This window comes from Marimonas lutisalis (genome assembly GCF_005434965.1).
Taxonomy (GTDB): domain Bacteria; phylum Pseudomonadota; class Alphaproteobacteria; order Rhodobacterales; family Rhodobacteraceae; genus Marimonas_A; species Marimonas_A lutisalis.
Genome location: NZ_SKCI01000002.1, coordinates 781,378 through 795,835, shown reverse-complemented (window position 1 = coordinate 795,835; position 14,458 = coordinate 781,378). Strand labels below are relative to the sequence as shown.

11 protein-coding genes are annotated in these 14,458 nt (G+C 67.7%); 6 read left to right on the top strand and 5 right to left on the bottom strand.

The window, feature by feature from the left end; all coding sequences use genetic code 11:
• The first annotated feature begins 11 nt into the window (after window positions 1-11).
• From E0501_RS12020 to E0501_RS11995, 6 genes are read left to right on the top strand one after another with little or no spacing between them, the layout of a single operon-like run.
• On the top strand, window positions 12-575 hold the full coding sequence (locus E0501_RS12020) for a tautomerase family protein (RefSeq protein ID WP_137701586.1): 564 nt from the start codon (window positions 12-14) through the stop codon (window positions 573-575).
• A complete protein-coding gene (locus E0501_RS12015) occupies window positions 572-2,266 on the top strand; it encodes a hydantoinase B/oxoprolinase family protein (protein ID WP_137701585.1) in 1,695 nt (564 codons plus the stop codon). Before E0501_RS12020 ends, E0501_RS12015 begins: the two co-directional genes overlap by 4 nt.
• Entirely contained in the window at window positions 2,263-4,323 is a 2,061-nt protein-coding gene (locus E0501_RS12010) for a hydantoinase/oxoprolinase family protein (protein ID WP_137701584.1), read from the top strand. Before E0501_RS12015 ends, E0501_RS12010 begins: the two co-directional genes overlap by 4 nt.
• Before the next feature lie 4 nt (window positions 4,324-4,327).
• Window positions 4,328-4,948 (top strand): cysteine hydrolase family protein, encoded by a 621-nt coding sequence (locus E0501_RS12005; protein ID WP_137701583.1) that lies wholly within the window; start codon window positions 4,328-4,330, stop codon window positions 4,946-4,948.
• The gene (locus E0501_RS12000) at window positions 4,945-5,814 is read left to right on the top strand and encodes an isocitrate lyase/PEP mutase family protein (RefSeq protein ID WP_137701582.1); all 870 of its coding nucleotides are present in this window, start codon (window positions 4,945-4,947) and stop codon (window positions 5,812-5,814) included. The genes E0501_RS12005 and E0501_RS12000 overlap by 4 nt, the downstream gene beginning before the upstream one ends.
• Window positions 5,814-7,184, top strand: a complete 1,371-nt coding sequence (locus E0501_RS11995; RefSeq protein ID WP_137701581.1) for an FAD-dependent oxidoreductase — start codon at window positions 5,814-5,816, stop codon at window positions 7,182-7,184. The genes E0501_RS12000 and E0501_RS11995 overlap by 1 nt, the downstream gene beginning before the upstream one ends.
• A 4-nt stretch (window positions 7,185-7,188) precedes the next feature.
• Here the strand turns inward: E0501_RS11995 and E0501_RS11990 are convergent, their stop codons facing one another.
• The 5 genes from E0501_RS11990 to E0501_RS11970 all read right to left on the bottom strand — a co-directional run bounded on the left by E0501_RS11990 (window position 7,189) and on the right by E0501_RS11970 (window position 14,047).
• Window positions 7,189-8,241 (bottom strand): GGDEF domain-containing protein, encoded by a 1,053-nt coding sequence (locus tag E0501_RS11990; protein ID WP_137701580.1) that lies wholly within the window; start codon window positions 8,239-8,241, stop codon window positions 7,189-7,191.
• A 3-nt stretch (window positions 8,242-8,244) separates the two neighbouring features.
• Window positions 8,245-8,832, bottom strand: coding sequence for a heme NO-binding domain-containing protein (locus E0501_RS11985; protein ID WP_137701579.1), 588 nt, complete (start codon window positions 8,830-8,832; stop codon window positions 8,245-8,247).
• A gap of 68 nt (window positions 8,833-8,900) precedes the next feature.
• A complete protein-coding gene (locus tag E0501_RS11980; RefSeq protein WP_137701578.1) occupies window positions 8,901-10,691 on the bottom strand; it encodes a DUF4153 domain-containing protein in 1,791 nt (596 codons plus the stop codon).
• 74 nt (window positions 10,692-10,765) lie between these two features.
• Window positions 10,766-12,406: a Na/Pi cotransporter family protein gene (locus tag E0501_RS11975; RefSeq protein ID WP_137701577.1), complete on the bottom strand. Its 1,641-nt coding sequence runs from the start codon at window positions 12,404-12,406 to the stop codon at window positions 10,766-10,768.
• 84 nt (window positions 12,407-12,490) lie between these two features.
• Window positions 12,491-14,047 (bottom strand): trimethylamine methyltransferase family protein, encoded by a 1,557-nt coding sequence (locus E0501_RS11970; protein ID WP_137701576.1) that lies wholly within the window; start codon window positions 14,045-14,047, stop codon window positions 12,491-12,493.
• Window positions 14,048-14,458: the final 411 nt, after the last annotated feature.

Sequence of the window (14,458 nt, the reverse complement as noted above, 5' to 3'; positions counted from 1 at the left end):
AGGGGGATCACATGCCGATCATCGAGGCCCATATTCTCGAAGGCTATACCGACGAAGAAAAATCGCGCCTTGGCCGCGCGCTTACCGATGCCGCGCGGCTCGTGGTGCCGGCCGCGCCCGATGCGATCACCGTCATGCTGCATGAAATGCCGCGCGCCGATTACATGCGCGGCGGCACCCACCGCGATCCGGCCCCGGCCCGCCCCGATCCCTGCGAGGTGATCCGCGCCTACCTTGCCGCGATGGAGGCCCGCGATCTTGCCACCGCGCAATCCATGCTGGGCGACGGCTTCGTGATGAACTTCCCCGGCGCGCAGGGCATGACCACCCTGCAGGAACTGATCGACTGGTCGAAACCCCGCTACAAGTTCGTCAAGAAAACCTATGACCGCTTCGAGGCGTTCCAGTCCGGCGATGTATCGGTCGTCTATTCCATCGGCACGCTTTATGGCGAATGGCCCGACGGCTCCCCGTTCAAGGACATCCGTTTCATCGACCGGTTTGAGCTGACCGACGGCAAGATCACCCGGCAGGACGTCTGGAACGACATCGCCGAAGTAAAGGCCACCGCATGAGCGATATCGACCCGATCACCCTCGCCGTTCTCGCCGGCCGCATGGAACAGATCGCCGACGAGATGGACGCCACCCTCTTCCGCGCGGCCTTCAACCCGATCATCGCCGAGGCGCATGACGCCTCGCATGGCCTCTACCACGCGGCATCCGGCGATACGCTGGTGCAGGGCAAATCCGGCCTGCCCATCTTCGTCGGTGTCATGTCTTTCGCGGTGAAGGCCGTGATCGACAAGGCCGCCGCCGAGGGTGACCTGGCCGATGGCGACATCTTCATCTTCAACGATGCGCATCTCGGCGGCACGCATCTTTCCGACATGCGCCTTGTCCGCCCCTATTTCCGCGATGGAGAGCTCTTCTGCTATCTCGCCTCGGTCGGCCACTGGCACGATGTCGGCGGCGCCGTGCCCGGCAACTACAACCCGGCCGCCACCGATGCTTTTGCCGAGGCCTTCGTGCTGCCCCCGGTCCGCCTGGCTCGCGCGGGCCAGGTCAACCAGGACATCATCGACATCCTGCTGCGCAATACCCGCCTGCCGCAATCGGCAATGGGTGATCTCAACGGCCAGCTGGGCGCGCTCGATCTGGGCGTGAAACGGCTTGATGAACTGCTCGATGAGTACGGCGCCGAAACCGTCCGCGCCGCGCTCGACGCGCTCAGCCACAGGGCCGAGGCGCTGATGCGCTCCGAGCTTCAGTCCCTCCCCGATGGCCGGTGGGAGGCCGAGGATTTCCTCGACAATGACGGCATCACCGACACCCCCCTGCCGATCCGGGTAGCGCTGGAAATCAAGGGCGACCGGATGGTGCTCGATTTCGACGGCACCGCGCCGCGCTGCGCGGGGCCGGTCAACATCGCCCTGCCCACCGCCGTCGCCACGGCTTATGTCGCCATCAAGCACGTCTTTCCCGCGCTGCCCGCCAACGCGGGCGTCATGCGCCCGATCGACGTGCGCATCCCCGAAGGCTCGCTCCTCTCGGCCGAGTTTCCGGCACCGGTGGGCGGCTATACCGAAACCATCCTGCGCATGATCGACGTGATCTTTTCCGCCATGGCCAAGGCCGCGCCCCAGCGCGTCGTCGCCAATGCCTATGGCACGATCAACGCGCTCTCGATCGCGGGCAAACGGTCAAACGGCCAGCCCTGGGTGATGTTTTCCTTCTACGGCGGCGGCCATGGCGGCACGCCCGAAGGCGACGGGCTCAACCACGGCAACGCGCCCATCTCCACCGCCACCATTCCGCCGATGGAAATCCTCGAAGCGGCCTATCCGGTGATGTTCCGCCAGTGGGCCCTGCGCCCCGACAGCGCCGGTGCCGGCGCCCATCGCGGCGGGCTGGGCGCGGTCTACGAGATCGAGGTGCTCGAGGAGAACGGCGCCGAGGCGTTTCTTTTCGGCGAACGCGGCCGCTTCTCGCCCCAGGGCGTGGCGGGCGGCGAAGAATCCGCGCTCAACGTCTTTTCCTACCAGCAGGACGATGGTTGGCATCACCCGCCGATGGCCTCGAAAATGCGCGGCATTCGCCTGAAACAGGGGCAGGCCGTGCGCCTGGAAACCCCGGGCGGCGGCGGTTACGGCCCGGCGCGCGAACGCGATCCGCAATCGGTCGCCCATGACGTGGCCATGGGCTATCTCAGCGCCGAAGAGGCCACCCGCCACTACGGCAACGCCTGGCAGGAGGTGCAGAAATGAGCGGACGTATGATCGGCGTCGATGTCGGCGGCACCTTCACCGACGTTTTCGTGCTCGACGAGGAAACCGGCACCGCCTCGGTCGCCAAGGTGCCGACCACCCGGCCCGACCAGTCGGGCGGCTTTCTCGACGGTATCAACCGGCAGGTCAGCGATCTGTCGTCGGTCGCGGTCGTCGTGCACGGCACCACCGCCGGCACCAACGCGCTGCTGGAACGCAAGGGCGCGCGCATCGGCGTGATCACCACGCAAGGGCTGCGCGACGTGCTGGAAATGCGCCGCCGCGACCGGCCCCGCACCTGGGGCCTGCGCGGCGATTTCACCCCCGTCGTGCCCCGCGACCTGCGCCTTGAAGTGCCCGAACGCACGCTGGCCGATGGCACCATCCACACCCCCGTCGATCTGGGCGCCGTGCGTGCCGCGGCACAAACCCTTCTGGATCAGGGCTGCGCCGCCGTGGCGATCCTCTTCGCCAACGCCTACGCCAACCCGGAGAATGAGGCCCGCGCCGTCGAAGCGGTCCGCGCCCTCTGGCCCAACCCGCATGTCTCGGCCAGTTCCGAGATCCTGCCCGAAATCCGCGAATACGAACGCTTTTCCACCACCGCGCTCAACGCCTATCTCCAGCCCGAGGTCTCGGGCTATATCGACCGGCTCGAAACCGCTTTGAAGGGCGGCGGCTTTGGCGGCGAATTCATGATCGTGCAATCGAACGGCGGCGTCATGTCCGTCGATACCGCCTGCCGCCTGCCAGTGCGCACCGCGCTCTCGGGTCCCGCTGCGGGCGTCATCGCGGCCAGCTACATCGCCCAGACCGCGGGCTTTCCCGATGTCATCACCGGTGACATGGGCGGCACCTCCTTCGATGTCTCGCTCATCGCCGGCGGCCAGTCCATGCTCAGCCCGCAAACCGCGATCGATTTCGGAATGGTCGTGCGCACCCCCATGATCGAGATCACCACCATCGGCGCCGGCGGCGGTTCCATCGCCTGGGTCGACAAGGGCGGGCTTCTCAACATCGGCCCCGAAAGCGCGGGCTCCAATCCCGGCCCCGTCGCCTATGGCCTCGGCAATGACCGCCCCACCGTGACCGACGCCAATGTCGTGCTGGGCCGGATCGACGCCGAGAACCCCATCGGCGGCAAGCTCGACCGGCTGGATGTCGACGCCGCCGCGCGCGCCATCGACACCCATATCGGCGCGCCGCTGGGTCTCTCCACCGTCGAGGCGGCCGAGGCCATCCTGCGCGTCGCCAACTCGCGCATGGCCGGCGCCATCCGCCTTGTCAGCATCGAACGCGGGTTTGATCCCAAGCGGTTTGCCTTCATGCCCTTCGGCGGCGGCGGCGCGCTGCACTCGGGTGCGATGATGGCCGATGTCGGCATCGGCCGCGCCATCGTGCCCCGCCACCCCGGCGTGACCAGCGCGATGGGCTGCGTTATCGCCGACATGCGCCAGGACTTCGTGCAGACCATCAACACATTCGTTGACCAGATGGACGAGACCGCGCTGACCGCTTTCATGCAGGACCATGTCGATCAGGGCATGGCCATCCTCGATGCCGCCCGCACCCGGTTCGACGCGCGCGAGGTGGTGGTCGAGCTCGACATGGCCTATCTCGGCCAGACCCACACCGTCGCCGTGCCGCTCCCGATCACGCTCGATGGCACCCGCGTCACGCCGCCCACCCGGGAGGAGATCGCCCAGGCCTTCGATGCGGCCTATGCCGCCACCTATGGGCGTCTCCTGCCAAACGGCACGCGGCGGGTGATGAACCTGCGCACCGCCGTCATCGGCAAACGGCCCAAGTTCGATCTCTCCACGCTCGCCCCTTCCGGCGGCAGCGTGGCGGACGCGCACAAGGGCAGCCGCCGTGTGCATTTCGGCGACGCCTGGCACGACACCGCGATCTATGACCGCCTGTCGCTGCCCATCGGCGCGCGGATCGAAGGCCCGGCCATCCTCGAACAGCCCGATACCACCGTGCTGATCGAACCCGGGCTCGTCGGCACGACCGATCGCTTCGGCAACACCATCATCGAACGAACGGGGGACTGATCACATGGCCAAGATCGACCGGCTCGATCCCGCGCGCACCGCGCTTCTGACCATCGACCTGCAAAACGATTTCCTGCACCCCGAAGGCGCCTATGGCCGCGCCGGACAGGGCGCCGCGGCGATCACCGCGCTGCCCGACCGCATCGCGCCCCTGCGCGATGCCCTGCACGCCGCGGGTGGCACCTATATCTCGGCCCAGTTCACCCTTGTCCCCGGCCCCGGGGGTGAGCCGCTGATCGCGCCGCACCTCAAACAGCTGCGCCCCTTCCTCGGCAAGGGCGATTTCGCCCCGGGCGCCTTCGGCCACCAACTGGTCGATGCGCTGCAACCGGCCGACTACACCATCGAAAAGGTCGCCTATTCCGCCTTCTACCAGACCCGGCTGGAATACATCCTGCGCGCGCTCGGTATCGACATGCTGCTCATTGGCGGCATCGTCACCAATGGCGGCGTCGCCTCCACCCTGCGCGACGCGCATCTGCGCAACATCGACACCGTGCTGCTCACCGATGGCTGCGCCGCCTTCAAGCCCGAGGTGCACGACGCCACGCTCATCTCGCTCGGCTCGCTCGGCAGCCAGATGACCTGCGCCGAAGCCGCCGCCATGCTGGAGGATCCGGCATGAGCCTGCGCACCCGTCTGCAACAGCCCGAGATCCTGCTCACCCCCGGCGTCTATGACGGCCTCACCGCCGCGATCGCCGCCGAGGCCGGCTTCGAGGCGCTCTACCTTTCCGGCGCCGCCGTCGCCTATACCCGCCTCGGCCGCCCCGATATCGGCCTCACCTCGGTCACCGAGATGGCCGAAACCATGAACCTCGTGCGTGACCGGGTCGATCTCCCGGTGATCATCGACGCCGATACCGGTTTCGGCAACGCGCTCAACGCCCAGCGCACCATGCGCCTTTACGAACGCGCCGGCGCCAACGCGCTGCAACTCGAGGACCAGACCTATCCCAAGCGCTGCGGCCACCTGTCGGACAAGTCTCTGGTTTCCAAACAGGAAATGGTGGGCAAGATCGCTGCCATGGCCGATGACCGCGCCAGCGATGAAACCCTCATCATCGCGCGCACCGATGCTATCGCCGTCGAAGGCTTCTCCGCCGCCATCGACCGGGCCGAGGCCTATGTCGCCGCCGGCGCCGACGTGCTCTTCATCGAGGCGCCGCGCACCGGCGACGAACTGGCCAGGGTGGCGCAGACCTTCCGGGGCCGCGTCCCGCTTCTGGCCAACATGGTCGAGGGCGGCGCCACGCCGATCAAATCCGCCGACGACCTGCAAGAGCTCGGCTTCGACATCGTGATCTTCCCCGGCGGCATCGTCCGCGCGCTGGCCCATACCGCCGCCGACTATTACCGCTCGCTGCACACCAACGGCTCGAACATCCCCTTTGCCGACCGGATGTTCGATTTCGACGGGCTGAACCGCGTGATCGGCACGCCCGACATGCTCGCCACCGGCCGCCGCTTCGAGGGGAGCGACCGCGACTGATGCCCGATATCGCCCCCACGCCGGACCGGTTCGATCTGCACGTGCAGACGCTCATCCTCGGCGCCGGGGCCGCCGGGCTCACCGCCGCGCTCGCCGCGCAGGAGACCGGCCAGCAGGTGCTGGTGATCGAGGCCGATGCCCTCCCCTCGGGCTCCACCGCGCTCAGCGCCGGGCTGATCCCCGCCGCCGGCACGCGCTTTCAGGCCGCGGCCGGGATCGACGACACGCCCGAACGCTTCGCCGCCGACATCCAGGCCAAAGCGCATGACGAAAACGATCCCGCCCTGGTCGCCGCGATGGCCCGCACCGCCGGGCCGGTCATCGAATGGCTGGCCGACAAACACGGCCTGCCCTTCTCGGTGGTGACCGATTTCGATTATCCGGGCCATTCCCGCCGCCGCATGCACGGATTGCCCAGCCGCGCCGGGCGCGAACTCATCGACCGGCTGCGCAGCGCGGCCGAGGCCGCCGGCATCGACATCATCTGCGAACGCCGCGCCGACCGGCTCTTTCACACCGGCGACCGGGTGACCGGCCTGCGCCTCTGCGGCCCCGATGGCGCCAGCGAAACCGTCGGCTGTGACCGGCTGATCCTCGCCTGCAACGGTTTTGGCGGCAACCGCGACATGGTCGCCCGCCACATGCCCGCGATCCGCGAGGCGCTGTGGTTCGGCCATGACGGCAACCGCGGCGAGGCGGTGATCTGGGGCGAGGCGCTTGGCGCCGAAACCGGGCACCTGGGCGCCTACCAGGGTCACGGCAACGTCGCCCATCCCCACGGCATCCTGATCTCCTGGGCGGTCATCATGGAGGGCGGCATCCAGGTCAATCTCGCGGGCGAGCGCTTCTGGAACGAATCCCAGGGCTATTCCGAGGCCGCCCGCGCCGTGCTGGCCCAACCCGAGGGCCAGGCCTGGGCTATCTTCGATGCCCGCATCGCCGCCATCGCCCGCCAGTTCGAGGATTTCCGCCAGGCCGAGGCCCAGGGCGCCATCCGCATAGCCGACAGCATCACCGCGCTGGCGCAGTCCACCGGCCTGCCCGAAGATGCGCTGCGCGCGACGCTGGACGAGATCCCCTTCGGCACGCCCGACCGCTTCGGCCGGGTCTTCACGCCGCCGGGCCTCACGCCGCCCTATGCCGCGGTGCGGGTCACCGGCGCGCTCTTTCACACCCAGGGTGGCCTCGTGGTCGACCCGGGCACCGCGCGCGTGCGCCGCGCGGATGGTGGCGACTTCGCCAATCTCTACGCCGCCGGCGGCGCGGCCTGCGGCGTCTCGGGCCAAGGCGATACCGGCTATCTCTCGGGCAACGGGCTCCTGTCCGCGGTCACGCTGGGCTACATCGCCGGCGCCGGGCACGCGGCCTGATCGCTCACTGCCGGGGCGGTGGCACATGCGCCGCGTCCCCGCGGCACGCGGGCGGCAGCGTGGCCTGCGCCTCTTCGGCCAGGTCCCGCGACCAGAACGTATGGCAGGCCCGCCCCCTGCGCTTCGAGGCATAAAGCGCGAGATCCGCATCGGCCATCATCCGCTCGGCCTCGGGCGTGTCATAATCGCTCGACAGCGCGGTGCCGCAACTGGCCGAGATCTTGCATCTCTGCCCATCGAAGGGGATCGGCTTTTCCAGCTGGCCGATGATCCGGCGCGCCACCCGGTCCAGCACGCCACGCCCGGTCAGCCCGTCGAACAGAATCACGAACTCGTCGCCGCCCACCCGCGCCACCGTGTCTGCCGCGCGCGTTTCCTCGACCATGATCCGCGCCACGTGCTGCAGCACGTGATCGCCCGCCGCATGGCCCAACGTGTCGTTCACCGCCTTGAAGAAATCCAGATCGATATGCATCAGCGCAAAGGGCCGTTCGCCCGCGATCAGCCGGCCCAGGACATGGTCCATCGCCCGGCGGTTCTTCAGCCCGGTCAGGGTATCGGTATATGCCTGCTCCTCGGCGGCAATCTTTGCGCCCTGCAGCTTCTGGTTCAGCATGCGCGAGGCCTCCATCGCCGCCGATTTGGCCTCGACCAGGTACAGCATCTCGATGGTCAGGTCGGTGGCGGCGAAATCCGCGCTGGTCAGTTTGTAATCGCCCACCGCGTCCAGGATCGAAATCCCGAAAGACAGGTTCACGATCGCCCCTTCGCCCCCGGGCAGCGGCATCAACACCCCTTTCAGATCGGTCGGCGGCGCATCGCGGAACCGCAGGTGCAGCTTCATCCCGGATGACGCCAGCAGCTCCTCCATCGAGCGAACCGCGCGCGGCCGTTGCAACTCGAACAGCTCCAGGAACCGCAGGCTGGCAAGCGGCGCATCGGGCCGCAGCTTCTGCAGGGTGGGGCCCGCATGGACCACGTGGCCTGTCGTGTCCAGCAGCACATGCATCGGGCACAGCTGGTCGAAAACGGGGATCATGGCCGCACTCTGCTGCATGGATCAGCCCACCCTCGCAGCCAGGTCGAAATGCCGGCCTTCGGCGAACCCGGCCTCGATCAGGGTGATGTCGATCACCTCGCGCCCGCGCGGCCCGCCCTTGTGCTCAAGATAGACCAGCGCGCCGTAATCATCGGCCAGGGTTCGCAACACGCCCATCATCACGTGGCCGAACCCGTCCTGCGGCGCGCTGACTGTCAGGCTGAAGCGGTCATGCGCATGTTCGCGCAACTCCAGCTCTGGCAGATCCAGGTCCGAAACCGCCAGCCGCGCGCGGTCGGGCAGATCGTTCAGCGAATGCAGGAACTCCGTGAAATCCACCCCGCCAAAGCGCAGCAGGCGCCGCAGCGCCTCGACATTCGGATGGCTCACCAGGTAGGTGCCCAGATCTTCCAGCACCTCGGCACAGGGCTTTTCCAGATCGTCGCAGACCGCGTCCAGCACGCGTTGCGTCATCACCGCTTCATAGATCAGCATCGCCTCGAAATCGGTGAACCCCAGCTCGGCCGCGCGCGCCACCCTCTGCCAGGCCTCCTCGCCATAGGTGTCGGTCACGAACCGCTGTATCGCCCTGTTTATCAAACCGTGCATGCCGGACCTGCGTTGTCGTCGCTCGGCGCCACCATGCCGCGCCCGCGTTTAACAAATCCTCAACGGTTTCAATTGTCGGGAATTAATTCCAGACCCTCGATCTTCAGCGCCTTCACGCCCGCCGGCACGATGTCATAGGCCCCGTCCAGCGCGGCGCCGATCACCGCGTCGGCCCGCGCCTCGAGCGCCCGGCCCGGCGGCGTCGATCCGGTGGCATCCCAGGCCCCGCCCCACGGCCGGAGCATTCCGTCACGCAGGACAAAGCCGTTCACACGCACCCGGCCCGACACGGTATTCAGCAGCACGAATCCGTGCGGCACCTCAACACCGGGCCGGAACTGGCCCAGCACCGCCACGCATCCCGGCCGCCCATCGCTCAGCTTGTAACTGCAAGCCTTTTCCCAGTCCCGCTGAATAAACTCCGACATCGACTCGAAGGCCTCCAGCGGCAGGATCCGTCCCTCGGGCCGAACAGCCAACACCGCATGCAGCCGCTCGGCGGTGCTGCCTTTTCCTTGCTGCTCCATATCCTGCCGATAAAGAAAAAGCGTGCGCGCCTCGCGGGCACGCGCCACCGCGTCGATCATCCCGTCATCACTGCTTTCCTCGGCCTGCGCCACCATCCGGTCCAGCGCCGCCTGGCCCGCATGGCCCCATTCATGCGCCATTTCCCATAGCGCCATCTGCCCCGGCTCCAGCCCGTTCTCCTCGATCCGGGCCAGCTGGCTGTTCGCACTGATCTTCTGGGCATCGACCACCGGCGTCAGCCACAGCGCAGCCGCCGCGACAATGCCCACCGCGACCCAGCGGTTGACCTCGCGGATGCGGCCCATCCAGCGCGCCCCGCTCAGCACCGCCAGCGCATAGGCCGCGCCGTAAAATGCGATGAATCCGGCAGCGAACCACGCCAGCAACCGGTCAGGCGTCCAGCCATACTGCCCCACCCGCAACCACACGGCGTAAAGCGCGAGCCCCCCCAGCACCGGCAGCGTCAGCGCCATCAGCCGTGCGCTGTCGCGGATCACCACGCTCGCTGTGGCGTTCTCGTCGTCGCGGTCGATCGCGGTGGAAATCAGCGTCACCCCGGCAAAGGCCACCGCCATCAGCGTCGCCGCCGGCGACAGCGACCCGAACAATCCGCTCAATCCCCGGAAGGGCAACGCGGCAATGAACAGCACCACCACCGGCAACAGCATCGGCAAGAGCAGCCGCAGCAGGCGATGGATCAGAAAGGGGCTGACATAGTCGCGCAGCTCGTGCACCACCTGGATCGCCAGCCCCAGCAACAGCCCGGTCAGCACGTAGGGCACCGGCTCGAAATCCAGGATGTCCTCGATCAGGGTCACGCCCACCAGCGACAACAGCTCGTTCGACAGCATCAGCACCGCCCAGAACAACCCGGCAAACAGCCACGCCGCGACAAAGCGCACCACGATCATCCAGGACGCATCGAACAACAGCGCATAGCGGGCCCACCCGCCCGCCTCGCTCAGCCGTGCGGCAACGAAGGGCGTCGCCACGAACACGATCGCGCCCAACGACACGAGCCCGTGCCCGCCGGTCAAGAGCGGCTCAACCGCGTCGAACCGGTAACTGGCCCAGAGCATCAGCCCCGCAACCGGCACCGCCAGCACCAGCGCCCCGATTGCCGCGCGCCAGATCCGCTCCGGCCCGCCCAGCGCCAGCAGTACCGCGAACGCGCTCAGACACAGCGTGGCCAGGAACAGCAGCAGCCGGTCATTGTCGATCACATCCGGCAGCACATCGACGAACAGCCACAGCGCCAGCCCGGCAAATCCCCCGACCAGTGCCATTTCCGTGCGGTTCAGCGTCACGTTCTCCGGTTGTATCTCGGCCATACGGCACCTCTTCTCGATTCCGTGCGCAGCCTAGCGCGAACCGCCCGGCAACGGCAGACGCAAAATGCGCGCGCTCAATCGGCCCGCACGTCCTCGCGGGCTTCCTCGCGCGGGCGCCGCTCGACCGGCTCCTCGCGCGATCGCTCGATGCGGTCCAGGTGATAGAGGCTGCGCCAGACATGGTAGGCCACGCGATGCAGCCAGCGCGCGGCATCCATCTGCGCCATCGCCTCGCCGGGCGCCTCGCGTCCCTTGCCCGCACGCTCCACCAGCGTATTGCGGAAATTCGTCTCGTGGGCGCGGATGATCTCCTGCCAGCGCCCGAACCACGCCGCCTTCTGCGCCGTCGCGCCTTCTCTCAGCATACCGATCAGCCCATGCCGCGTGATCGCGCCCAACCGCGTCAGCTTGCGGTCGCTGCGCAGCGTGCGCGCGCGTTCTTCCTGGGTGATGCGATAGCCAAGGCGGCTCAGGTGATCCAGCACATGGACGATGTCCAGGTAGCGGCCCAGCACCGTCCCGGTCAGCGACGCGGCGTTGATCTTCTCGACAAAGCCGCGGGTTTCCTCCAGCGCGCGCATCCCCTGGCGCAGCCGCGGCCCGTCGCCCCTGGCCGGCCCCGCCGGCGACAGCCGCGCGATCAGCAGGCCCGCCATGTGCCGCGTGATGTCCGCCACCGTCGCCCCGGCGGCATCCACCGCCGCCCCCGGCTGTACCAGCAGCCGTTCATCCAGCCGCGCCGTCAACGCTTCGCGCCGCTCGCGTACCAGCCGGCGCACCACCGCGATGAACGGGTGCAGCAGCGCCAGGACCACGACCACGCCGATCACGTTGAACGCGGTGTGGAACACCACCAGCGCCAGCCGCGCCTCCTCGCGCCCGCCCGCCGCGATCACCCGCTCCGCCATCGGCCCGAACGGCACCAGCAACGCGAAGGCCAGAACGCCCACGAACAGGTTGAACAGCAGATGCGCCACCCCGGTCTGGCGCGCCGCGATGGACCCGCCCAGCGTCGCCAGAAGCGCCGTGACCGTGGTGCCGATATTCATGCCCACCACCATCACCGCCGCCTGTCCGAACCCGATCGCCCCCGCATCCAGCGCCACCAGCGCCGCCGCCACGCCGGCGCTCGACGATTGCGTGACCGCCGTCACCAACGCCCCCACCGCCACCAGTTGCGCCCGGCCCGCCAACGTGTCGCCGGGCATGCTCTCGGGTGTGACCACCGCGCTCAGCCCGGTCATGCCCTGCTGCATCAGCCCGATGCCCAGGAACAGAAGCGCAAAGCCGGCCAGGGCCGAGCCGCCATGCCCCACCCGGCGCCCGCCGAACAGCCGCATCAAGCCACCGACGAACACCAGCGGCAGCGCCACCGTCTCAAGATCCAGGTCGAACCCCAGAAGCGCCACCAGCCAGCCGGTGAAGGTCGTACCTATATTGGCGCCGAACACGATGCCCAGCCCCTGGCTGAAACTCAGAAGTCCCGCGCTGACGAACCCGATCACCGTCACCGTCGTCGCTGATGAGCTTTGCAGCGCCGCCGTCACCACCGTGCCCGCGGCCACGCCGCGCAGCGGGGTACGGGTGAACCGGCGCAACACCCGGCGCAGCGCCTGACCCGCCAGCCCCTGCAGGCCCTCGGTCATCAGCACCATGCCCAGCAGGAACAGCCCGATCCCGCCCAATGCCGTGAAAATGCCGCTTGTCTCGCCCATGGCTGCCCCGACCCGTTTGTAACGGTTTTATGTCAGCGGGCGGCCCGGCGCCACCAGTTCCGCAGGATGGCGCGCGGCCCGGGCTCAGAAATCGGTGGGCGCCCCGCCCTCTTCCTTGCGGCGGGCCACGAAGGCTTCCAGCTCTTCGCGCACCGCCGCGTCCATCTCGGGCGGCTCGAAACTCTCGATGATCCGCTTGTAAAGGTGATGCGCGCGCTCGGGCGTCCAGACGGCGCCAGCTTGCTCCCAGGCCTCGAAATTCCGCCAGTCGCTCAGGAACGGCTGGTAAAAGGCGGAGGTATAGCGGTCTTGGGTGTGCTGCAGGCCAAAGAAATGCCCATCGCCCCCCACCTCGGCGATCGCGTCCAGCGCGATATCGTCGGGGGTGGTCGCCCAGATCGCGGGTTCCATGTAACGCTGCATCTGCTGCAGCACCTCGCAATCCATGATGAATTTCTCGGGGCTGGCGATCAGCCCGCCCTCCAGCCAGCCGGCGGCGTGGTAAACCATGTTCGTGCCCGACTGGATCGCCGCCCACAGGCTGTGCTCGGTCTCCCACATCGCCTGCGCATCCGGCACGTTCGCCGCACACACCCCCGAAGAGCGCATCGGCAGCTTGTAGAACCGCGCCATCTGCCCGGTCATCTGCGTGGCGCGCATGTATTCCGGCGTGCCGAAGGCCGGCGCGCCGCTCTTCATGTCCACATTCGAGGTGAACGTGCCGATCGCGCAGGGCGCGCCCGGCCGGATCACCTGCGCCAGCGCCACCGCGATCAGCCCCTCGGCCAGGCTCTGCGCCACCGCACCGGCCATGGTCACGGGTGCCATCGCGCCGGCCAGGGTAAAGGGCGTGACCACGAGACCCTGGTTGGCGCGCGCCATCCGCATCCAGCCATCCAGCATCGGATGGTCGTGCTTCAAGGGCGAGGTCGAGTTGATGTTGGTATAGAATTTCGGGCTCGCCTCGAATTCCTCGCGCGTGTGCTGTCCGGCGATGCGCACCATCTCGATCGCATCCTCGACGCGTTCCTTGCCCAGGCTGTAGGTATGGATCACCTTGTCGGTCAGCGTCAGCTTGTCATAAAGCACATCGAGATGGCGGATGCCGGCATGGATGTCCTGCGGCTCGACCGGGTAACCGCCACAGAAATGGATGCAGTTGAAATACTGGCTCAGCTTGATCAGGTCGGCGCACATATCGCGCGTGCCGGGCAGCTTGCGGCCGGTTTCCATCGTCCAGTAATTGGGCGGGCTGCTCACGTTGCCGAACACGATATGGTTGCCGCCGATGGTCAGTTCCCTGTCGGGGTTGCGCGGCGTCATCGTCCACTGCTCGGGCGCCTTGGCGATCATCTCCATGATGAATTCGCGGCCCACCCGCACATTCTCGCCCTCTACGATCGCCCCGTTCTCGCGGAAAATCTCCAGCGCCTCGGGGTTCAGGATCTCGATGCCGATCTCTTCCAGGATGTGCATCGCGCCTTCGTGAACCGCCTGCACGCCCTCCTCGGGCAAAGGCTCGGTCGGCCGGTCGGCATTGACGGGTATCCGCCAAGGCATCTGCTCGATCACCGCCGCGCCGCGCCGCGCCGCATTGCCCGCACGCCCGCCGCCGCGCCGTCGTGTTGCCGCTCTTGCCATGGAGTCTCTCCCTGATCGCCTGGGCCGATCAAAGGGCCTGTCGCCCACCTTCGCCTTCCCATCCGCGACGGGTTCTGTCGGATTCTGACAAGGACCGCTATCATCACCCGAGGTTTTGCACCGCGTGTTCCACGCGTCGCGGCGGGGCCATCATCCGCCTGCCTGATCCTCCACCGTGCCGCCGACCGATCGGTCGGGCCATTGAGTTTTTTTGCCAAGAAAGAGAGATGGGACCGCCCGATGCTTCGCTCTTTCTTGGTCCAAATACTCAAACTCCGCCCTCACTACGCGCGCGCCATTTGCCATGGCGCGCCAAGCCCCCCGGCGCACGGGGTGGGCGGGCGGGCCGTGTGCGGGGGGCGGCCTACCGCACGCGCGGTTAACTAAAGACACCGTAAAGATTTGCCGCGC

What these genes read in the sequence shown, in the direction of transcription:
- E0501_RS12020 (WP_137701586.1), top strand. Translation starts at nt 12, where the DNA reads ATGCCGATCATCGAGGCCCATATTCTCGAAGGCTATACCGACGAAGAA.
- E0501_RS12015 (WP_137701585.1), top strand. Translation starts at nt 572, where the DNA reads ATGAGCGATATCGACCCGATCACCCTCGCCGTTCTCGCCGGCCGCATG.
- E0501_RS12010 (WP_137701584.1), top strand. Translation starts at nt 2,263, where the DNA reads ATGAGCGGACGTATGATCGGCGTCGATGTCGGCGGCACCTTCACCGAC.
- E0501_RS12005 (WP_137701583.1), top strand. Translation starts at nt 4,328, where the DNA reads ATGGCCAAGATCGACCGGCTCGATCCCGCGCGCACCGCGCTTCTGACC.
- E0501_RS12000 (WP_137701582.1), top strand. Translation starts at nt 4,945, where the DNA reads ATGAGCCTGCGCACCCGTCTGCAACAGCCCGAGATCCTGCTCACCCCC.
- E0501_RS11995 (WP_137701581.1), top strand. Translation starts at nt 5,814, where the DNA reads ATGCCCGATATCGCCCCCACGCCGGACCGGTTCGATCTGCACGTGCAG.
- E0501_RS11990 (WP_137701580.1), bottom strand. Translation starts at nt 8,241, where the DNA reads ATGCAGCAGAGTGCGGCCATGATCCCCGTTTTCGACCAGCTGTGCCCG.
- E0501_RS11985 (WP_137701579.1), bottom strand. Translation starts at nt 8,832, where the DNA reads ATGCACGGTTTGATAAACAGGGCGATACAGCGGTTCGTGACCGACACC.
- E0501_RS11980 (WP_137701578.1), bottom strand. Translation starts at nt 10,691, where the DNA reads ATGGCCGAGATACAACCGGAGAACGTGACGCTGAACCGCACGGAAATG.
- E0501_RS11975 (WP_137701577.1), bottom strand. Translation starts at nt 12,406, where the DNA reads ATGGGCGAGACAAGCGGCATTTTCACGGCATTGGGCGGGATCGGGCTG.
- E0501_RS11970 (WP_137701576.1), bottom strand. Translation starts at nt 14,047, where the DNA reads ATGGCAAGAGCGGCAACACGACGGCGCGGCGGCGGGCGTGCGGGCAAT.